This is a genomic window from Nostoc sp. FACHB-133 (assembly GCF_014698055.1).
GTDB lineage: Bacteria > Cyanobacteriota > Cyanobacteriia > Cyanobacteriales > Nostocaceae > Nostoc.
Map to the genome: position 1 here is coordinate 39,569 of NZ_JACJSH010000018.1, position 15,023 is coordinate 54,591.

The window sequence follows — 15,023 nt, forward strand, 5'->3', positions numbered from 1 at the left end:
AGTTAGGAGTTAAGAGTTAGTAATATTTCCTTAATAGCTCTTAACTCCTAATTCCTAACTTTCTATTTAGGGGTAACTTTATCAATTACCTTGATTTTTCCATCGTCTCCTACTGTCCAAACGTCATATACACCAACGACATCGCCGTTAGCATCAACATCGACGTTGCCGCTAGCTCCTTGATAGTTAATCTTTTTACCATCTTTCAGTAACTTTAGTCCCTCGCAGACATCGGTAACTTCTGTGCCAGGACCATCAGCGACTTCACGAATTTTACCAGCTATTCCAACGCCTGTATTTTCTTTAGCCGCTTGTGCTGCCAATGTCAATAAAGCAGCCGCATCCCAAGCTTGAGGGGCGTATTCCCCTGGTTCATTACCCTTTTTATCCTTCCACAGTTTATTGAAAGCTGCTAATGCTTTACCGTCGGAACCGGGTACTGTACCGATCGCTCCAGTTAAAATATATTTACCATCACTGCCTTTGCCAACTTGTTCTGGGAAAGTAGGTGATTTCACTCCATCTGTGAGCAGAATCTGCACTCCCTTAGCTACACCTTGCTGATAAGCGGCTTTCAAGAACAGACTGCCAGTTTCGGCGTAAAGTACAGCTAGAACTGCATCTGGCTTACCAGCAAAGGCAGCCGCCGCTTCTGTATCAAATGTCTGCGCTTTCGGGTCGTAGCGGACAGGTTTATCTTTATTAACGATGGTTCCACCCAATTTTTCAAAAGTTTGCACAAATGCTTTTTCAAAGCCCACGCCATAGTCGTTATTAATCACAACTGTAGAAACTCGCTTGAAACCTTTTTTTCTGGCAAGTTGGGCTAATGCTAGTGCTTGGTAGGTATCAGGGGGAGCGGTACGCGCCCAAAAGCCTTTAAAGTCGCCTTTTTGGGCTTTTTCAGTAAATACGGGACTGGTACTACCAGGGGAAACCAGCATAACTTTATTCGGCGTAGCAATGGAGACTGCGGCACTAGAAACGCTACTGGCAAAGGAACCAACTACACCTGCGACTTTATCTAAAGTTGCTAGTTTGGTCATACCGGCTGCACCAGCTTTCGGATCGGTTTGGTCGTCTACTTGCACCAAGTTAACTGGTTCGCCATTCACCCCACCGCAAGCGTTGACCGTATCGACAAGTAAAGGGACAGAACCTAGCATCTGCTGTCCGACAGAAGCCAAGTCGCCTGTTGTCGGTAGTAGGGAACCGATTTTTAGCCCTTTAGCACTGCTTGTTGTAGTTGAGTTTGCTGCTGGGGTCGCACTACTTCCGGTGGTAGCTGTACCATTGGGGGTACTACTATCACCACAAGCCCCAACTAGGAATCCTGTTGCTATGGCAGCTAGACTCAAGGTTAAGGCGGCACTAATTTTTCTCATAAATCACTTTCACTCCTCAAATATTTAGGAGCCTAAAATTAAGATTCAAACTAAGTTTGTAAGTTAGTTGGATCTTATCAAGACTCCAAAGGATAAATCATATCATCCATCTTTGGGAGTAGAAATGTTTACGTCTATAATTTAGTTTACACAGAACACTTTCTGTGTATTAAAACTTGGAAAACGGAGAGGGAGGGATTCGAACCCTCGGTACGGAGTTGCCTGCCGTACAACAGATTAGCAATCTGCCGCTTTCGACCACTCAGCCACCTCTCCTGACTCACGAATATCAATGGTACCAGACTTGTTTTTAAGAGTCAATAGTCATTTGTCATTTGTCATTAGCCGTTGGTTATTTATAAAACACTAAGGACTAAGGACTAGGGACAAATGACTAATTTCTCAAAGAACTTGCGATCGCATCCAAGCTAAGGGCAAGGTGCGTAACTTTTGCCACTGGGGAACGAAAGCCCGCCGACTGAACACATCGTAATCGTTACGTTCAATCACCTCCAAAATCTGGCCGTACAGCATTGATGCTGCCCATACAGGCCAACGGGCATCGGATGCTAGATAAGTTATTCCCTGGTTTGACGTGGTATAGAATTGGCGGGCCCGTTCAATTTGAAAGCGCATCAGCGCCCGCCAGCGATCATCTACCACACCTTTGAAGAAGTCTTGCTCGGTGTAGTTGAATTTTTCCAAGTCCTCAAGGGGAATGTAGATTCGCCCCCGTTTGGCATCTTCTCCCACATCCCGCAGGATGTTGGTGAGTTGATTGGCAATTCCCAGAGCGATCGCTTCTTCTGTGGGAAGATATGGTTGTTTGTTCTGATGCCACGGAGCGGTGTATAGGGTGCTATCTACACCCATCACTTCTGTTGACATTAAGCCAACAGTGCCAGCAACGCGGTAACAGTAGAGGTATAAATCCTCAAAGGTTTCATAACGACTGCGATATAAGTCCATACGCTGACCGGCAATCATATCCCGAAAGGGCTGAATGTCCATCGGAAAGCGCTGGAGGGTATCAACTAAAGCGACATCGTAATTTTCTAATGGTCGTCCCGCAAAAATCGATTCCAGCTGCTGTTCCCATAGGTCTAGGGTTTCTGGCGTGGTAATAGCAGAGGCGGGCCCATCCACTAATTCATCTGTACGGCGACACCAAGCGTAAATTGACCAAATAGATTGACGTTTTACCGGACTCATGAGCAAAGTACCCAGGTAAAAAGTCTTGGCATACTTTGCTGTGAGATGTCGGCAAAGTTTGTATGACTCGTCTACAGAGACCAGCGTTTTCATGCGCGGGGGGGAATCAGGCAGTTGCAGCATTCGTTGCGGGCGGTCGGGTGAGCGTTTGCAGGTTTGAGGAATTTGCTACCGGGAGAGCCTCAGAAATTGCCTGCGCTGTCAGCTTACCAGAAAGTACGGCACCTTCCATACTGCCTAAGTAGCGTTGCATGGTATAACTTCCGGCGAGATAGAAGTTGGCAATGGGCGTAACTTGTGCGGGACGGTACTGTTGACGACCAGGGGTCGCTTTGTAAACTGAACGCGGCGTTTTCACCACATGAGATTTTAGCAACGTTGCTGGATTGTCTTCCCCAAAGTGGTCGGGGAAAAGTTTTTCCAATTCAGCAAGCGTTGCAGCCACAATCTCCTCATCGGATTTGGCAATCCAATCTTTTGCCGGAGCTAGAACTAATTCCAGCATTGAGCGATTGGGGTTGGCGTATTCACGGCAGGTATTGCTCATATCAGCATAAACGCTTAGGAGGGGCGATCGCGAAAAAAGTAGGTGATCAATTTCTGTAAGTTTCCGGTCAAACCACAGATGGAGGTTAATCACTGGTACTCCTTCTAAACCTTCTAGCTTTTGAAAAAACTCCATCAGCTTCCAAGGTTTAGGCAACATGACCTTTAAAGGATCAACTGAGATGGCAGATACATACGAATCAGCTGTAATAACTTCATCTTCAGCCCCATTTAACCCTCGAATCAAGTATCCCTTCACCGTGCCATCGGCGTTGAGCAAAATTTCTTTCAAGGGGGCATTTAGCCGCACTTCTCCACCGCGTTCTGTGATGTAATCTACAATCGGGCTGCATAGACGTTCTGTGGGAGAACCATCTAAAAATGCAATCTTGGAGCCATATCGTTCTTGCAAAAAACGATTTAGTGCAGTTAAGAGAATCGTTGCTGAAACTTCATCAGGATTGATAAAGGTGAGTGCTTTACATGCGGCGATAAAAACGTCACTAGTTACCCGCTCATCAACACCTTGCCTTTTCAACCACTCTAAGAAGCTATATTTGTCCATCTCTTCGACATACTTCTGACCCCGAACCACTGCGGGAAGTAGGCCAACGGCAAATCGAATCTTCTGCTCCCAAGTCAACATGTCTTTGTTGCGAAGAATCGATGCTATGACGTTGAAAGGAGATGGAATATCTGGAACATCAAAACGTGAGAGTGTTCCAGGCTTGTCTGGTTGATTAAAAATCAGTGTATGCTCTTTCCACTGGAGTCTATCCTCAATGCCCAACTCCTTGAGCAATTGGAGCATATTAGGATATGCCCCAAAGAAGGCGTGTAACCCGGTTTCGTACCAGTCGCCGTCAGAGTCTTTCCACGCCGCAACCAGACCACCCAGTACGTCCCGGCTTTCCAAGACAATGGGAGTATGACCTGCGTCCGTGAGATATTTCGCGCAGGAAAGTCCTGCTAGACCAGCACCCGCGATCGCTACTCGCATTTAACCCTAATGCCCTTCAATATTTCTTAACGGTTTTATCGTTCTCATTATACGTTGCAATCTGTTACATTTGGCGGTTATTGTGCGATCGCTTCCCCAAAAAACTTTGATCAAAGGGAATTTTACCTACCCACAACTGCCCAACAAAATTACTAATACCATTGTTGGTAATAGGTTTTAGCAAGTATTTTATCTAAATTTAGGTGCAGAAAATTTAGCAAGACAAAAGTAATTCCTTTGACAGGAAATAGGTAATCTCAAAAGTAGTTGATTTCTTTGGGAATCCGTGCATCTAAAATCTGAGAAAATATTTAGGGTACTGGTTATAGATTGCTATTAAACACCTCAGTTAGGTAAAAGATTATGAGTGGTTCACAGGAGCTAAAACAGTTTGGAAATCACCTAATTTTAGGTATTTCCGGCACTACACTAAGCGATGACGATAAACGCGTACTCAGTGAATTAAAGCCGATTGGGGTGATATTTTTTGCTAAAAACTTTTTAGATGGCGCTCCATATCAAGTTTGGCTAGAAAGCTTCAAGGATTTAAACAGCCAGATACGAGAATATGCTGAACGTGATTCAATGTTTATGACTCTGGATCATGAAGGAGGTCGTGTCATTCGCACACCAATGCCAATTACGCGATTTCCTCATGCATTGTTGTTGCGATCGCACGCCCGCGAAGTAGCAAAAGCCACAGCTACAGAACTAAAATCATTGGGAATAAATTTATCCTGGGCTCCTGTAGCAGATGTTTTTTCCCATCCCCACAACCCTGTCATCGGGCCTCGTGCCTTCGGTAACACTCCCGAAATCGCCGCAAAAGATTCCTGTGATTACTACCTTGGACTTCAAGAATCAGGAATTTTGGGATGCGCCAAACACTTCCCCGGACATGGAGACACTAGCAAAGACTCTCACATTGAGCTACCAATACTGGATTTAACTTTAGAAGACCTGCGACTTCGAGAACTCGTACCTTTCAAAGCCCTAATCGAAGTACAGATTCCTTTAATCATGACTGCCCATATTTTATTTCCTAGGATAGATGCAGATTTACCAGCAACACTATCCCAGCCTATCCTCACAACCATACTTAGGGAAGAACTTGGCTTTCAGGGAGTGGTTGTATCTGACGACTTGGATATGAAAGCGATCTCAGATATGTTTATGAAAGCTGGTACTGTGGCGCGGTCATTTCATGCAGGCTGTGACCTGTTCATCGTCTCGCGCAATATCAACTCTTCATCTATTGAAAGAACCTATCAGATTGCTGAAGATTTCGTCGATTCTCTTAGCAAGGGTAGTTTAGACAAATTAGTAGTGGAAGCAGCCAGAGAAAGAATTGAGAAACTACTGGCAGTAACACCGCAATATCCCATAGAAACTTTGGATCAAGATATACTATTGCAACATGCTCAACTAGCGATCGCTAGTTCCTATTCATAACCCAACGCGCATTCAAGTTGCATATTAGCAATTGCCAAAAGCTAACTAAGATTGCATTTCTTAATTTTGAATTTTGAGTCGCACCTTTGGTGCGCTAGAAGCGCAACTTAAATTTTAATTGTTCAGTGGGTGGTATAGGGGTCGAACCTATTTCTGCGGGTTAAAAGCCCGCTGCACAGCCGGTATGCCAACCACCCTAGTTAATTTAAGAAATGAGTCGGTGCGATCGTATTACATCGCAAATCTTGTAACACCAACACTAGATATAAATCCACCAGGGAGGTACTGCCCCTCCTATTTCTGTGTTATCAGCACAGTGCCTCGCTTTTCGGCTTCAGGTGGAAAAAGAGGAAGATGGAGGAATCGTAGCTTGCTTCCCGTAGGGTACCCCTACAGTTGCCTGTACTCCAAGGTTCAAGCTTGGTTGCCGACCATTCAGCAGCATCTTCCATTCAAGGGTGTCTGACGGGACTTGAACCCGCTATAACTGGTTCCACAAACCAGCGCCTCGACCACTTTGGCTTCAGATACCATTAGTGGAATCAATGGGACTTGAACCCATAACCTCCTGCTTGCAAGGCAGGCGCTCTAGCCATTTGAGCTATGACCCCATATTTGGTGGATACTGGTCGGAATTGAACCGACATTTTTCTAACAGCCAGTTAGATGCTTTACCAATTAAGCTACAGACCCATAGGCGGGAGTGGTAGGACTCGAACCCACAACTTTCGAGGTAGAAGCTCGAAGCTCTATTCCATTGAGCTACACTCCCAAGATTTGGTAGTTCTGGCAGGATTTGAACCTGCAACCTCTTGCTTGTAAAGCACTTGCTCTACCGTTGAAGCTACAGGACTACGCAAGCGAGTGGAGGGAGTTGAACCCACGCACTGAGTATGGCGTACTCAGATGCTACCGATTACATCACACCCGCATCAAGCTGGTAACAGGAATTGAACCTGCAACCTACTGATTACAAGTCAGTTGCTCTGCCAATTGAGCTACACCAGCACTGTTTTGGTAACGGGGGCAGGAGTTGAACCTGCCGATGTTCAGGTTATGAGCCTGACGAGCCACCGTTGCTCTATCCCCGCATATTCACCAATACCCATGACTGGATTTGAACCTGCAAAATCTGGACTCTGATTCCAGCACGTATGCCAGTTCCGTCACAGGGGCATATCGGGATGGCAGGATTTGAACCTGCGACTCCATGCTCCCAAAGCATGGCTTCTGTCCACTGAATTACATCCCGTTGGTACTCCTGGTGGGAGTCGAACCCACAACCAAACAGATTTTAAGTCTGCCACCTCTTCCAATTGGGCTACAGGAGCAGAGTTTGGCAGCCCCGCCAGGACTCGAACCTGGAATCTTCGCCTTCAAAGGGCGCTATGTTGCCAATTACACCACAGGGCTTTATTGCCAGGGCAGGGCTTGAACCTGCAACCTCATCGTTCAGAGCGATGCGACTTACCAATTCGTCCACCCGGCATTAAACAATTCGTAGTTCGTAATTCGTAATTCGTAATTATGTTTTGTGACGAGGATTTAAATCCCGGCTAATATAAAAGCCCTTTATAAAAACGTGGGTATCAACCCCTATTTAATTACGAATTACGAATTAGTAATTACGAATTATAAATGGCTGCCTCAGTAGGACTCGAACCTACAACCGCGCGGTTAACAGCCGCTTGCTCTACCATTGAGCTATGAGGCAACGAAGCCCCCCAGGTCGGAATCGAACCGACGACCTCCTGTTTTTCAAACAGGCGCTAACTACCAACTGAGCTACCGGAGGATAGAAGAAGAGATTATGTAACGAGCGAGAGCGGAGGGAATCGAACCCTCAAATCTTCAGTTTCGTAGACTGAGATGTTATCCAGTTACACCACACTCTCAAAACGGAGAGAACAGGATTTGAACCTGCGACGGATATTAGCTACCCGTTTCCTCTTAGCAGGAGGACGCTTTTAGCCACTCAGCCACCTCTCCATAGTGGGTCGAGCAGGATTTGAACCTGCGTGCAAAAAAGAACAGTTTTACAGACTGTCGCCTTTAACCAGACTCGGCCATCGACCCATAATGATTCCCCTGACGGGATTTGAACCCGCAATCTCTGCTTTGAAAGAACAGCGACTTAACCGTTCGTCCACAGGGGCATGATTAACCAAACAATTTGCAGTTTAATTGCGAATTGATTTGACACAGGGACTCAATACTTGTCGGGTTTTGGGGAAAAGGGGAAGGGGAAAGGGGAAAGAAAAAACTTTTAACCTTTACCCTTTAACCTTTTCCCAAAACCCAATTCCAAGTTAAAAATCCTTAACCGAGCAGTATTGCACAGGGACTAGGATTTGAACCTAGAACATCGGATTTGGAGTCACGAGGTGTTACCGTTACACCATCCCTGCATTTGGTGGCAGCGGCGGGATTTGCACCCGCATATACCAGGGTATGAACCTGGGGCTTTGCTGATTAAGCTACGCTGCGACCCCACCAGAGGCTGAGGTGAGATTTGAACTCACGATATCGGTTTTGCAGACCAACGCCTTCGACCACTTGGCTACTCAGCCATTTGGGAGTCCCGGCGAGATTCGCACTCGCAATCTTCAGTTTGAGAAACTGACGGCTTAAACTATTCGCCTACAGGACTACAACCAGGGTGACGGGATTTGTAGATTGCTTCCCGCAGGGTACCCGCAACATTTCCGCAGACAACGGAACGCTCTAGCCAATTGAGCTACACCCCGATTTTTTGAAATCTGTGCCTAAACTTTGAGGTTTTTAGGCACAAATTTTGTTGGTGAACTTGCCCATTTCTTATTTAGTTTTCAAGGTTCAGAAAATTTATTTTTAACTGTTAGAAACTGTTAGGAAAACAACCAAAACTCTAGGTAGCAAGCCTGTTGTGTATTACGGATTTATTCAGTGGTTTTGATGAGTGCAAAATTAGAACTTTTTTCGTTTATTGCCTCTACTGTCGATGGTTTGCAAGTAAAAGCAGCTTTGTTGACTAAGGATTCTGGTTTGTTTCAACGCTTTCCTTTAGTTGTATGTAGAAGGTAACTTTGACTCTTGGGAAGCTTGTCTTTTGCTTTACTACAAATATGCTACAAAATACTACAAGAGGTGTCAAGGGATTTTAGAAAGTTTTTTTGAAATTGTCTAGAAAAGCTTCTGCACTTAGATTTGAACTTGTTAAACCCTCTGAAAAGTCAAACTACAGCTTATGATTGGGTGAGTTTTGAAAAGCCTGACGTGACAGACAACTACCTCAAGCGACAAAAAATAATTAGTTTTATCGCGATCGCCTCTAGTATTACAGCTTGTAGTATTGCTCCAGGCACTTCCCCACAATTGGGGTTAAACCAGCCAGTGAGCAAAAGCCATACTGCACAAGTTCAAGATCGAGCAAAGGGCCTAATTAATGTCCAAATACCGCCATCAGCTAAAGTAGAAAACCCTACATTTACAGTCCCAGCTAAATTTCAAGGAAAAACAGTTTATAAGGTTCAACTCAGCAGCAACGAAAAGGTTATTGCTCTGAGCATTGATGATGGGCCTTGGCCAAAGACAACCCTAGAGATGCTAGATATCCTCAAGCAAAATGATGTTAAAGCAACATTCTTTTGGGTAGGACAAGCCTTACAAGCCAACCCTGACCTAGCAAAACAAGAGGTAGCCGAGGGACACGCCATTGGCAACCATACTTGGCATCATTGGTATCGGCGAATGGATGAAGCCACAGCTAAGAGTGAAATTGATCGCACATCTGACCTGATATACAAAACTACAGGAGTGAAAACTGCTTTGTTTCGTCCTCCTGGAGGCTTTTTAAACAACGGACTAGCTGCTTATGCGAAAAGCCAAAAAAATGCTGTCATTATGTGGTCGTTAACTTCAGCTGATACCGATCCTCACGCCAAACCGCAAGCATTTGTAAATAACGTCTTGAAAGGCGCGAAACCAGGTTCTATTGTTTTGATGCACGACGGTGGTGGCGATCGCCGAAGAACTGTAGAAGCTTTGCCACAAATTATCAGTGGACTCAAACAGCAAGGCTACCGATTTGTGACAATTCCCGAATTGCTGCAAATGGCGCAATAAAGGGTGAGAATTTCTCACCCTACTATTTCGTTTATTCACTCATGACAGAAGCACAAGCTTGAGCTTCTTGCCAAAGTTTGTGCAAAAAGAACTCAGCGCGATCGCTCATAGTGGTGAAAAACACACCTACAGCATCCTTAGAACTATCTGATAGCCAAGAACCTTGCAGAGTGACTTCCATATATTGGGTATCAGAGGCACAGAGGGCAATGATTTCTCTGTCATCCCTTTTTACCTCAGCCTTAAGCACTTCTACTCCTGGCAAATCAACAGGCAGCAAAAAGGAAGCAGTACTGGGTTCAATGCACAAACTTTGCCCAACTCGCAGGGCCAAAACCACTCGCTGCGCTACCCATTCTTCTAGCGACAGAGTGAGACATTCCAAATCAAAACTGCTTTCAGTGTAAGTTAATTTCAGCATTCCTTATGCTCTCCTGCTATTCCAGGCTTGCTTGCATATCTATCCAAAACTGTTCGGCAAAAGAAATCGCGGGGTGAATTGGCGCTTTTGGTTTGGTACGTAATTGCATACCAGATTCAAACAGGGTGCGATCGCCTTTACGGGAGTTGCATCTCTCACAAGCTGTGACTACGTTATCCCAAGTGTGAGAACCGCCTCTTGAGCGCGGCATCACATGATCTAGTGTTAAATGCTTACCGCTACCGCAATATTGGCAACTGTGATGATCTCGCCGCAACACTTCCCGCCGATTCACTGGCGGAACTTTCCACATCCGCTCATTAGAAGTGATTGTTAAGCGAATATGTTTTGGCACATCAATTACCAAGTTGGGTGAGTGAACTCGCCATCCGCCTTCTGTGGTAAAACCTAACGGTTGAGCTTTGTTGGTTACTAACAGCACAATCGCCCGCTTGATATTGATCCGACACAGTGGCAAGTAATTTTGAGAAAACACCACCACAGATTGCTCTAACACTTGCATTGCGTTCGCGCCGCGCATTGTTCGCGTAGCGGACGCACCAGAAGATATCGTCACAGCTTCACTCCTTATAAAAAAACCCCCGCTTCCTGTTTGGGTGAAGCGGAGGTTATAATTGACCGGAAAACTTTCTGGTCTCATATTGGTACAGCATTCCTTTGCCTGTACCCCCCGCTTTCTTCATCTAGTTGTGGTTTCGCAATCAACCCACTTATGCTGAGATGTCTAAAATCATAATTACCCTCTGTGATTTGCCCATAATTTCGGCTACCATCGCCCATAAATAAATACTCCACTTCCATAGCAGCTGATTCCCAACTGGCTCGGCAATTGGTAGCGCACAAAATTGAAGTAGAGATGGGGAAAATGGATTTCACAGAAAATTTCACCTATTGAACATTCCTTTAAACATACTACACTTGTATTACTATCCTGTCTATAGTTTCAAGGAGAAATAGTGATGCATACGATCGCCCGCACCCCAACCACCGATATGGAAGTTACCAGCATCCGCCTAGAGCGAGAACTCAAAGATAAGCTCAAAGAAATAGCTGGAAATCAGGGATATCAAGCTCTGATTCGAGATATTCTTTGGAATTATGTCCAACAAAAATCAGGTGAATGGAAGCCTCGATTTTCCCGAGCGGACATTCGAGCTAGCATAGCAGCCACAGCCCAGCAAGAAGAACGTTGTGTACTAACAGGTCAACTAATTCAACCCCAAGAACCAATGCTGTTAGGACTGACGAGAAATGGTGATATGGTTCCTCTAAGTGTCGAGAGTTTGGCTGGATAGTCTTAATTCAGGCAATGCAGCCTAGTTATTTTATTTAGGGCTGATGTACAAGAGATCCTCCAACCCCCTTAAAAAGGGGGCTTTTAAGATACCCCCTGTTTAAGGGAAACCAATTGCTCAACTTAGGGATACCCAAGTTGAGCAATTGGCGTTTATTAAGCGGTAGTGGGGCTACGCAAACGAGGTTTTAGCTTTTCAGTACGTAAGTCTTATTACTGAATAATTGGGCTGCATTCAGAATTTAGCTTTATTTTCTCGAACAAGTAAGATTTATTGTTAAGATTTGTAGCTTAATAAAAGTAAATTCTGAGGGAATACGAATTTTATATTTTAGATTTTTTGGTTCATACCCCGCTCTGAGCTAAGAGAGTAGTCTCTTTCAATCCAAAATCCCAAATCCAAAATTGGTTTGACGCTCTGGCTTAGTTATATTTGATTGAAAGCAACACAGAGCAAAGGATAGCTGCTTAAAGGACTAAAATAAAAACAAAATTTTACAAAAATCTTAAAATCAATCCAGTGTTTTTACGGTCATGACTGGGGGATTTTCTTGAGATTCCAGAGAATTTACGGTTTATGTATACTTACAGACAGGATATTCTAAATCAAAGTTAGTTAATTATCTCAATATAAAGAAGATAAAACAGCTAAAAATAATCAGGCTGGGTCATTTTAGAATATCCTAAGTATCTCACTACCTATGTAGCAATTTGCTTTATATAGCAGCAACTTGGCCATCTGCCATAGAAAAGGGCTATAACAGGTGAGAGAAAGTATTCATATAAGATTTGTCAATTATCAAGGTGTCGCAACACAACTAACGGTGAAAAATATGCCAATGGGTTGGGTGCAAAAACAATGGATTTATTATCCGAGGGCGTGCCAAGAATGAAAAAGCCTTTATGGTCGCCGACAGAGTACGTAGATGACATAGATCGACTACAAACTTACAAAGTCAAGCTGATGCAGCATCAGGAAGAAACTGCCCACCAGTTGGTACAAAAGATTAACCAAATCATTGCCAATACCTCAGCTACGGCTTTGATGTTGCAAGATATTGCCCAATTACTCGGAACTGCTTTTGAAGTAGATTGTTGCTGCTTAGTTTCAGTAACGGGTGAAACATCTGACGAAGCAACTACTATGAATTGGTGTGCCGATCAATATTTGGGGTTGCCACATCCAGAAGAGATGTTTTCAATGGAACAATTGCTTATGCACTCGCCAGTGCTGCAATGTGCTGCTGAACCATTGACTATTGAAGATATTTCCATCATTCAGAAGAGTCTGGTAATTGGCTGTCAGTATTTACCCCTACCCATAAAAGCTGTTTTGGCAATTCCCACCAGGTTTGGTGCAAATAATAATGGGGTGATTAATCTGATTAAATTCCAACCTTATGATTGGAGTGAATCAGAAAAACAGCTGCTCAAAGAAGTAGAGTCTGCTTGTGCGATCGCTTTTTCGCAAGTGGCGCAAGCTAAACTAATTACTCATCAACAACAGTATCTGCAAAAAGGCGATCAGTATCAAAGCTTGATCAAGCAATTAACATTATTGAGTCGCAGTAACTTGGAGCTTAATCAAATGCTCCAGTTAGTTATCGCCTCTACTGCCGAATCTCTACAGGCAGATCGAGGTTTACTTATACTACTAAAATATACTGATCCATTATTTAGGACTCAAGCTAAAAAACAAATTCCGAAAGCGAAAGCTAGAGTGGTTGGTGAATGGGCTAAGACAACACAAATTTCCCGCATTACTAAACCAGAAACCTTAGAACAGCAGTCTTTTTTGCTTTCGGAATGTAGTTTGTGCCAGCGTCCCTTTATAGATTCTGGAAAAGCAGTAATCTTCGATAACTATACAGAGCAAAATGATACTTCGGTAGCTGCTCCATTATTTGCAATCGAGCAATTGCCTGCCGTCTTATTAGTGCCATTAGAAAGTCAAGGTAAAATCTTAGGATTTTTGGTGCTACAGCAAGCTACTACTCGCAGTTGGCAAGCAGCCGAATTAAATCTTGTGGAAATGGTTTGCGCTCAAGTAAGCAACGCCATAATTCAGTCACAGACATTGCGTCAAGTACAAACTTTGGTAGATGAGCGGACAGCGAAACTCCAGAGTAGTCTGGAACTCCAGGCAAAGTTGCATGAAAGAACCCGGCAATATGTTGAGCAACTGCGGAAACTCAATGAACTCAAAGATGAATTTTTGAGCAACATGAGCGATCGCTTGCGCTATCCTTTGACAAATATGCTGATGTCAATTCGGAACTTACGTTTGCCAGGAATTGCACCAGAGCGTCAAATTAGATACATGGATATCCTAGAGCAGGAATGCACAAAGGAAATTAACTTGATTAATGACTTGTTGACACTCCAGAAACTAGAGTCGCCTCACGAAGCCCCACAATTAGAATCTATAGATTTAAATACTAGAATTCAGGATATAACAGTAGCTTTTGAGAAGAAACTCGCAGAGAAAGGATTAAAGATTTCTGTAGATTTACCAGAGGAATCGCTAAAACTGCAAACGGAACTGGAGAGTTTTGACCGCATCCTGCAAGAGTTGTTAACTAATGCCTGTAAATACTCGCAGCATGATACCACCGTCCATTTAGAAGCTGTTCACCGAGTCGATCAACAAATCGATCAAGTTATCATAAAGGTGACGAATACAGGACATGCCATCTCCCAAGAAGAAGCAACCTACATCTTTGACAAGTTCCGTCGTGGAAAAGGGCGCTGGACTCCAGGGACTGGCTTGGGACTGGCTCTAGTCAAGTCTTTAGTGCAGCATTTGAATGGAGTGATCGCAGTTGAAAGTCTCCCAATCTCAGATTCTGAACAGAGCGAAATTTGCTTCACCCTGAGTCTGCCCCAATTTTCTGACGAAAGCAAACCATAATTCTTAATGTGACTAAAGAACAGAACCCAACAGAGAACCTTGATTTCCAGTCTCCTAGTGATGACATCAATCTTGAAGGAGATTTGAGTGCTGATCTAGTCGCTTTGGCAGCTAAGGTAGAAGTTCAAATTCAGAAAATAGCAGAGCGACAGCGACAAATCAGCGCCAAAGTCCAAATCCCCCAACCAGTGGAAAAAATTTGGAAGGTTCTGACAGATTATGAAGCCTTACCTGACTTTCTCCCCAACCTCGCTAAGAGTCGTCTAATCGAGCATCCCAACGGTGGAATTAGACTGGAGCAAGTAGGCTCCCAGCGCTTACTAAATTTCAACTTTTCGGCGCGGGTGGTTCTGGATTTGGAAGAATGCTTCCCCAAAGAAATTAATTTTCGGATGGTAGAGGGAGATTTTAAAGGTTTTTCTGGTAGCTGGTGTTTAGAGCCTTGTTCCCTTGGTGAGTATGTAGGAACAAATCTTTGCTACACAATTCAAGTTTGGCCTAAACTCACTATGCCAGTAAGAATCATTGAAAACCGCCTGAGTAAAGACCTACGGTTGAATCTTGTTGCTATTCACCAACGTGTAGAAGAGTTAGCCAGCAAACAACCGTATGTATAATTAAACGCTCGTTCTGAAATAATCCTGAACGAGCGTTTTAATTTATCAACTTGTAGAACA

11 protein-coding genes and 25 tRNA genes are annotated in these 15,023 nt (G+C 44.1%); 5 read left to right on the forward strand and 31 right to left on the reverse strand.

What is annotated here, in order from left to right:
- Positions 1 to 62: 62 nt before the first annotated feature.
- From H6G86_RS16145 to pds, 4 genes are all read right to left on the reverse strand, one after another.
- Entirely contained in the window at positions 63 to 1,385 is a 1,323-nt protein-coding gene (locus H6G86_RS16145) for an ABC transporter substrate-binding protein (protein ID WP_190935177.1), read from the reverse strand.
- Positions 1,386 to 1,569: 184 nt separating this feature from the next.
- A tRNA-Ser gene (locus H6G86_RS16150) sits at positions 1,570 to 1,661 on the reverse strand.
- A gap of 126 nt (positions 1,662 to 1,787) precedes the next feature.
- Complete coding sequence (gene crtB / locus H6G86_RS16155; protein WP_190935178.1) at positions 1,788 to 2,720, reverse strand: 15-cis-phytoene synthase CrtB; 933 nt, start codon at positions 2,718 to 2,720, stop codon at positions 1,788 to 1,790.
- Positions 2,704 to 4,143, reverse strand: a complete 1,440-nt coding sequence (pds, locus tag H6G86_RS16160) for a 15-cis-phytoene desaturase (protein ID WP_190935179.1) — start codon at positions 4,141 to 4,143, stop codon at positions 2,704 to 2,706. The genes crtB and pds overlap by 17 nt, the downstream gene beginning before the upstream one ends.
- Before the next feature lie 363 nt (positions 4,144 to 4,506).
- On the opposite strand from pds, the gene H6G86_RS16165 reads away from it, so the two are divergent.
- Complete coding sequence (locus H6G86_RS16165) at positions 4,507 to 5,595, forward strand: glycoside hydrolase family 3 N-terminal domain-containing protein (protein ID WP_190935180.1); 1,089 nt, start codon at positions 4,507 to 4,509, stop codon at positions 5,593 to 5,595.
- Between the two features lie 126 nt (positions 5,596 to 5,721).
- Here the strand turns inward: H6G86_RS16165 and H6G86_RS16170 are convergent.
- From H6G86_RS16170 to H6G86_RS16285, 24 genes are all read right to left on the reverse strand, one after another.
- Positions 5,722 to 5,792, reverse strand: a tRNA-Lys gene (locus H6G86_RS16170).
- 259 nt (positions 5,793 to 6,051) lie between these two features.
- Positions 6,052 to 6,127 (reverse strand) — tRNA-His (locus H6G86_RS16175).
- Positions 6,128 to 6,132: 5 nt separating this feature from the next.
- Positions 6,133 to 6,206 (reverse strand) — tRNA-Ala (locus H6G86_RS16180).
- A 5-nt stretch (positions 6,207 to 6,211) separates the two neighbouring features.
- Positions 6,212 to 6,288, reverse strand: a tRNA-Ala gene (locus H6G86_RS16185).
- A gap of 5 nt (positions 6,289 to 6,293) precedes the next feature.
- Positions 6,294 to 6,367 (reverse strand) — tRNA-Arg (locus H6G86_RS16190).
- An 87-nt stretch (positions 6,368 to 6,454) separates the two neighbouring features.
- Positions 6,455 to 6,526, reverse strand: a tRNA-Gly gene (locus H6G86_RS16195).
- A 4-nt stretch (positions 6,527 to 6,530) separates the two neighbouring features.
- A tRNA-Thr gene (locus tag H6G86_RS16200) sits at positions 6,531 to 6,603 on the reverse strand.
- An 11-nt stretch (positions 6,604 to 6,614) separates the two neighbouring features.
- Positions 6,615 to 6,686: transfer RNA gene (locus H6G86_RS16205), tRNA-Met, on the reverse strand.
- Between the two features lie 11 nt (positions 6,687 to 6,697).
- Positions 6,698 to 6,771, reverse strand: a tRNA-Leu gene (locus H6G86_RS16210).
- 3 nt (positions 6,772 to 6,774) lie between these two features.
- Positions 6,775 to 6,847 (reverse strand) — tRNA-Pro (locus H6G86_RS16215).
- A 1-nt stretch (position 6,848) separates the two neighbouring features.
- Positions 6,849 to 6,926, reverse strand: a tRNA-Leu gene (locus tag H6G86_RS16220).
- A 6-nt stretch (positions 6,927 to 6,932) separates the two neighbouring features.
- Positions 6,933 to 7,008 (reverse strand) — tRNA-Gln (locus H6G86_RS16225).
- A 3-nt stretch (positions 7,009 to 7,011) separates the two neighbouring features.
- Positions 7,012 to 7,084: transfer RNA gene (locus H6G86_RS16230), tRNA-Gln, on the reverse strand.
- Positions 7,085 to 7,234: 150 nt separating this feature from the next.
- Positions 7,235 to 7,309, reverse strand: a tRNA-Asn gene (locus H6G86_RS16235).
- Positions 7,310 to 7,315: 6 nt separating this feature from the next.
- A tRNA-Phe gene (locus H6G86_RS16240) sits at positions 7,316 to 7,390 on the reverse strand.
- A 25-nt stretch (positions 7,391 to 7,415) separates the two neighbouring features.
- Positions 7,416 to 7,490: transfer RNA gene (locus H6G86_RS16245), tRNA-Arg, on the reverse strand.
- A gap of 4 nt (positions 7,491 to 7,494) precedes the next feature.
- A tRNA-Ser gene (locus tag H6G86_RS16250) sits at positions 7,495 to 7,584 on the reverse strand.
- A gap of 4 nt (positions 7,585 to 7,588) precedes the next feature.
- A tRNA-Tyr gene (locus tag H6G86_RS16255) sits at positions 7,589 to 7,671 on the reverse strand.
- Between the two features lie 7 nt (positions 7,672 to 7,678).
- Positions 7,679 to 7,750 (reverse strand) — tRNA-Glu (locus H6G86_RS16260).
- A gap of 181 nt (positions 7,751 to 7,931) precedes the next feature.
- Positions 7,932 to 8,003: transfer RNA gene (locus H6G86_RS16265), tRNA-Trp, on the reverse strand.
- A gap of 3 nt (positions 8,004 to 8,006) precedes the next feature.
- Positions 8,007 to 8,082 (reverse strand) — tRNA-Met (locus tag H6G86_RS16270).
- Between the two features lie 10 nt (positions 8,083 to 8,092).
- Positions 8,093 to 8,165, reverse strand: a tRNA-Cys gene (locus tag H6G86_RS16275).
- A 3-nt stretch (positions 8,166 to 8,168) separates the two neighbouring features.
- Positions 8,169 to 8,245, reverse strand: a tRNA-Glu gene (locus tag H6G86_RS16280).
- A gap of 4 nt (positions 8,246 to 8,249) precedes the next feature.
- Positions 8,250 to 8,342, reverse strand: a tRNA-Asp gene (locus tag H6G86_RS16285).
- Between the two features lie 487 nt (positions 8,343 to 8,829).
- On the opposite strand from H6G86_RS16285, the gene H6G86_RS16290 reads away from it, so the two are divergent.
- On the forward strand, positions 8,830 to 9,699 hold the full coding sequence (locus H6G86_RS16290) for a polysaccharide deacetylase family protein (protein ID WP_190935253.1): 870 nt from the start codon (positions 8,830 to 8,832) through the stop codon (positions 9,697 to 9,699).
- Positions 9,700 to 9,730: 31 nt separating this feature from the next.
- Here the strand turns inward: H6G86_RS16290 and H6G86_RS16295 are convergent, their stop codons facing one another.
- The 3 genes from H6G86_RS16295 to H6G86_RS16305 all read right to left on the reverse strand — a co-directional run bounded on the left by H6G86_RS16295 (position 9,731) and on the right by H6G86_RS16305 (position 11,029).
- Positions 9,731 to 10,120, reverse strand: coding sequence for an alr0857 family protein (locus H6G86_RS16295; RefSeq protein WP_190935181.1), 390 nt, complete (start codon positions 10,118 to 10,120; stop codon positions 9,731 to 9,733).
- A 16-nt stretch (positions 10,121 to 10,136) separates the two neighbouring features.
- Positions 10,137 to 10,643, reverse strand: a complete 507-nt coding sequence (locus H6G86_RS16300; protein ID WP_190935254.1) for an HNH endonuclease — start codon at positions 10,641 to 10,643, stop codon at positions 10,137 to 10,139.
- Between the two features lie 134 nt (positions 10,644 to 10,777).
- Positions 10,778 to 11,029 (reverse strand): hypothetical protein, encoded by a 252-nt coding sequence (locus H6G86_RS16305; RefSeq protein ID WP_012409306.1) that lies wholly within the window; start codon positions 11,027 to 11,029, stop codon positions 10,778 to 10,780.
- A gap of 71 nt (positions 11,030 to 11,100) precedes the next feature.
- Between H6G86_RS16305 and H6G86_RS16310 the strand changes: the two genes are divergently transcribed.
- The 3 genes from H6G86_RS16310 to H6G86_RS16320 all read left to right on the forward strand — a co-directional run bounded on the left by H6G86_RS16310 (position 11,101) and on the right by H6G86_RS16320 (position 14,963).
- Entirely contained in the window at positions 11,101 to 11,436 is a 336-nt protein-coding gene (locus H6G86_RS16310; RefSeq protein ID WP_012409307.1) for a ribbon-helix-helix domain-containing protein, read from the forward strand.
- Between the two features lie 888 nt (positions 11,437 to 12,324).
- A complete protein-coding gene (locus H6G86_RS16315) occupies positions 12,325 to 14,346 on the forward strand; it encodes a GAF domain-containing sensor histidine kinase (RefSeq protein ID WP_190935182.1) in 2,022 nt (673 codons plus the stop codon).
- A gap of 8 nt (positions 14,347 to 14,354) precedes the next feature.
- Complete coding sequence (locus H6G86_RS16320) at positions 14,355 to 14,963, forward strand: SRPBCC family protein (protein ID WP_190935183.1); 609 nt, start codon at positions 14,355 to 14,357, stop codon at positions 14,961 to 14,963.
- The last annotated feature ends 60 nt before the right edge of the window (positions 14,964 to 15,023 follow it).

Bases quoted from the DNA above. Each gene is read 5' to 3' on its own strand.
- H6G86_RS16315 (WP_190935182.1), top strand. From the start codon at position 12,325: ATGAAAAAGCCTTTATGGTCGCCGACAGAGTACGTAGATGACATAGAT.
- H6G86_RS16295 (WP_190935181.1), bottom strand. From the start codon at position 10,120: ATGCTGAAATTAACTTACACTGAAAGCAGTTTTGATTTGGAATGTCTC.
- pds (WP_190935179.1), bottom strand. From the start codon at position 4,143: ATGCGAGTAGCGATCGCGGGTGCTGGTCTAGCAGGACTTTCCTGCGCG.
- H6G86_RS16165 (WP_190935180.1), top strand. From the start codon at position 4,507: ATGAGTGGTTCACAGGAGCTAAAACAGTTTGGAAATCACCTAATTTTA.
- H6G86_RS16310 (WP_012409307.1), top strand. From the start codon at position 11,101: ATGCATACGATCGCCCGCACCCCAACCACCGATATGGAAGTTACCAGC.
- H6G86_RS16145 (WP_190935177.1), bottom strand. From the start codon at position 1,385: ATGAGAAAAATTAGTGCCGCCTTAACCTTGAGTCTAGCTGCCATAGCA.
- H6G86_RS16300 (WP_190935254.1), bottom strand. From the start codon at position 10,643: ATGCAAGTGTTAGAGCAATCTGTGGTGGTGTTTTCTCAAAATTACTTG.
- crtB (WP_190935178.1), bottom strand. From the start codon at position 2,720: ATGCTGCAACTGCCTGATTCCCCCCCGCGCATGAAAACGCTGGTCTCT.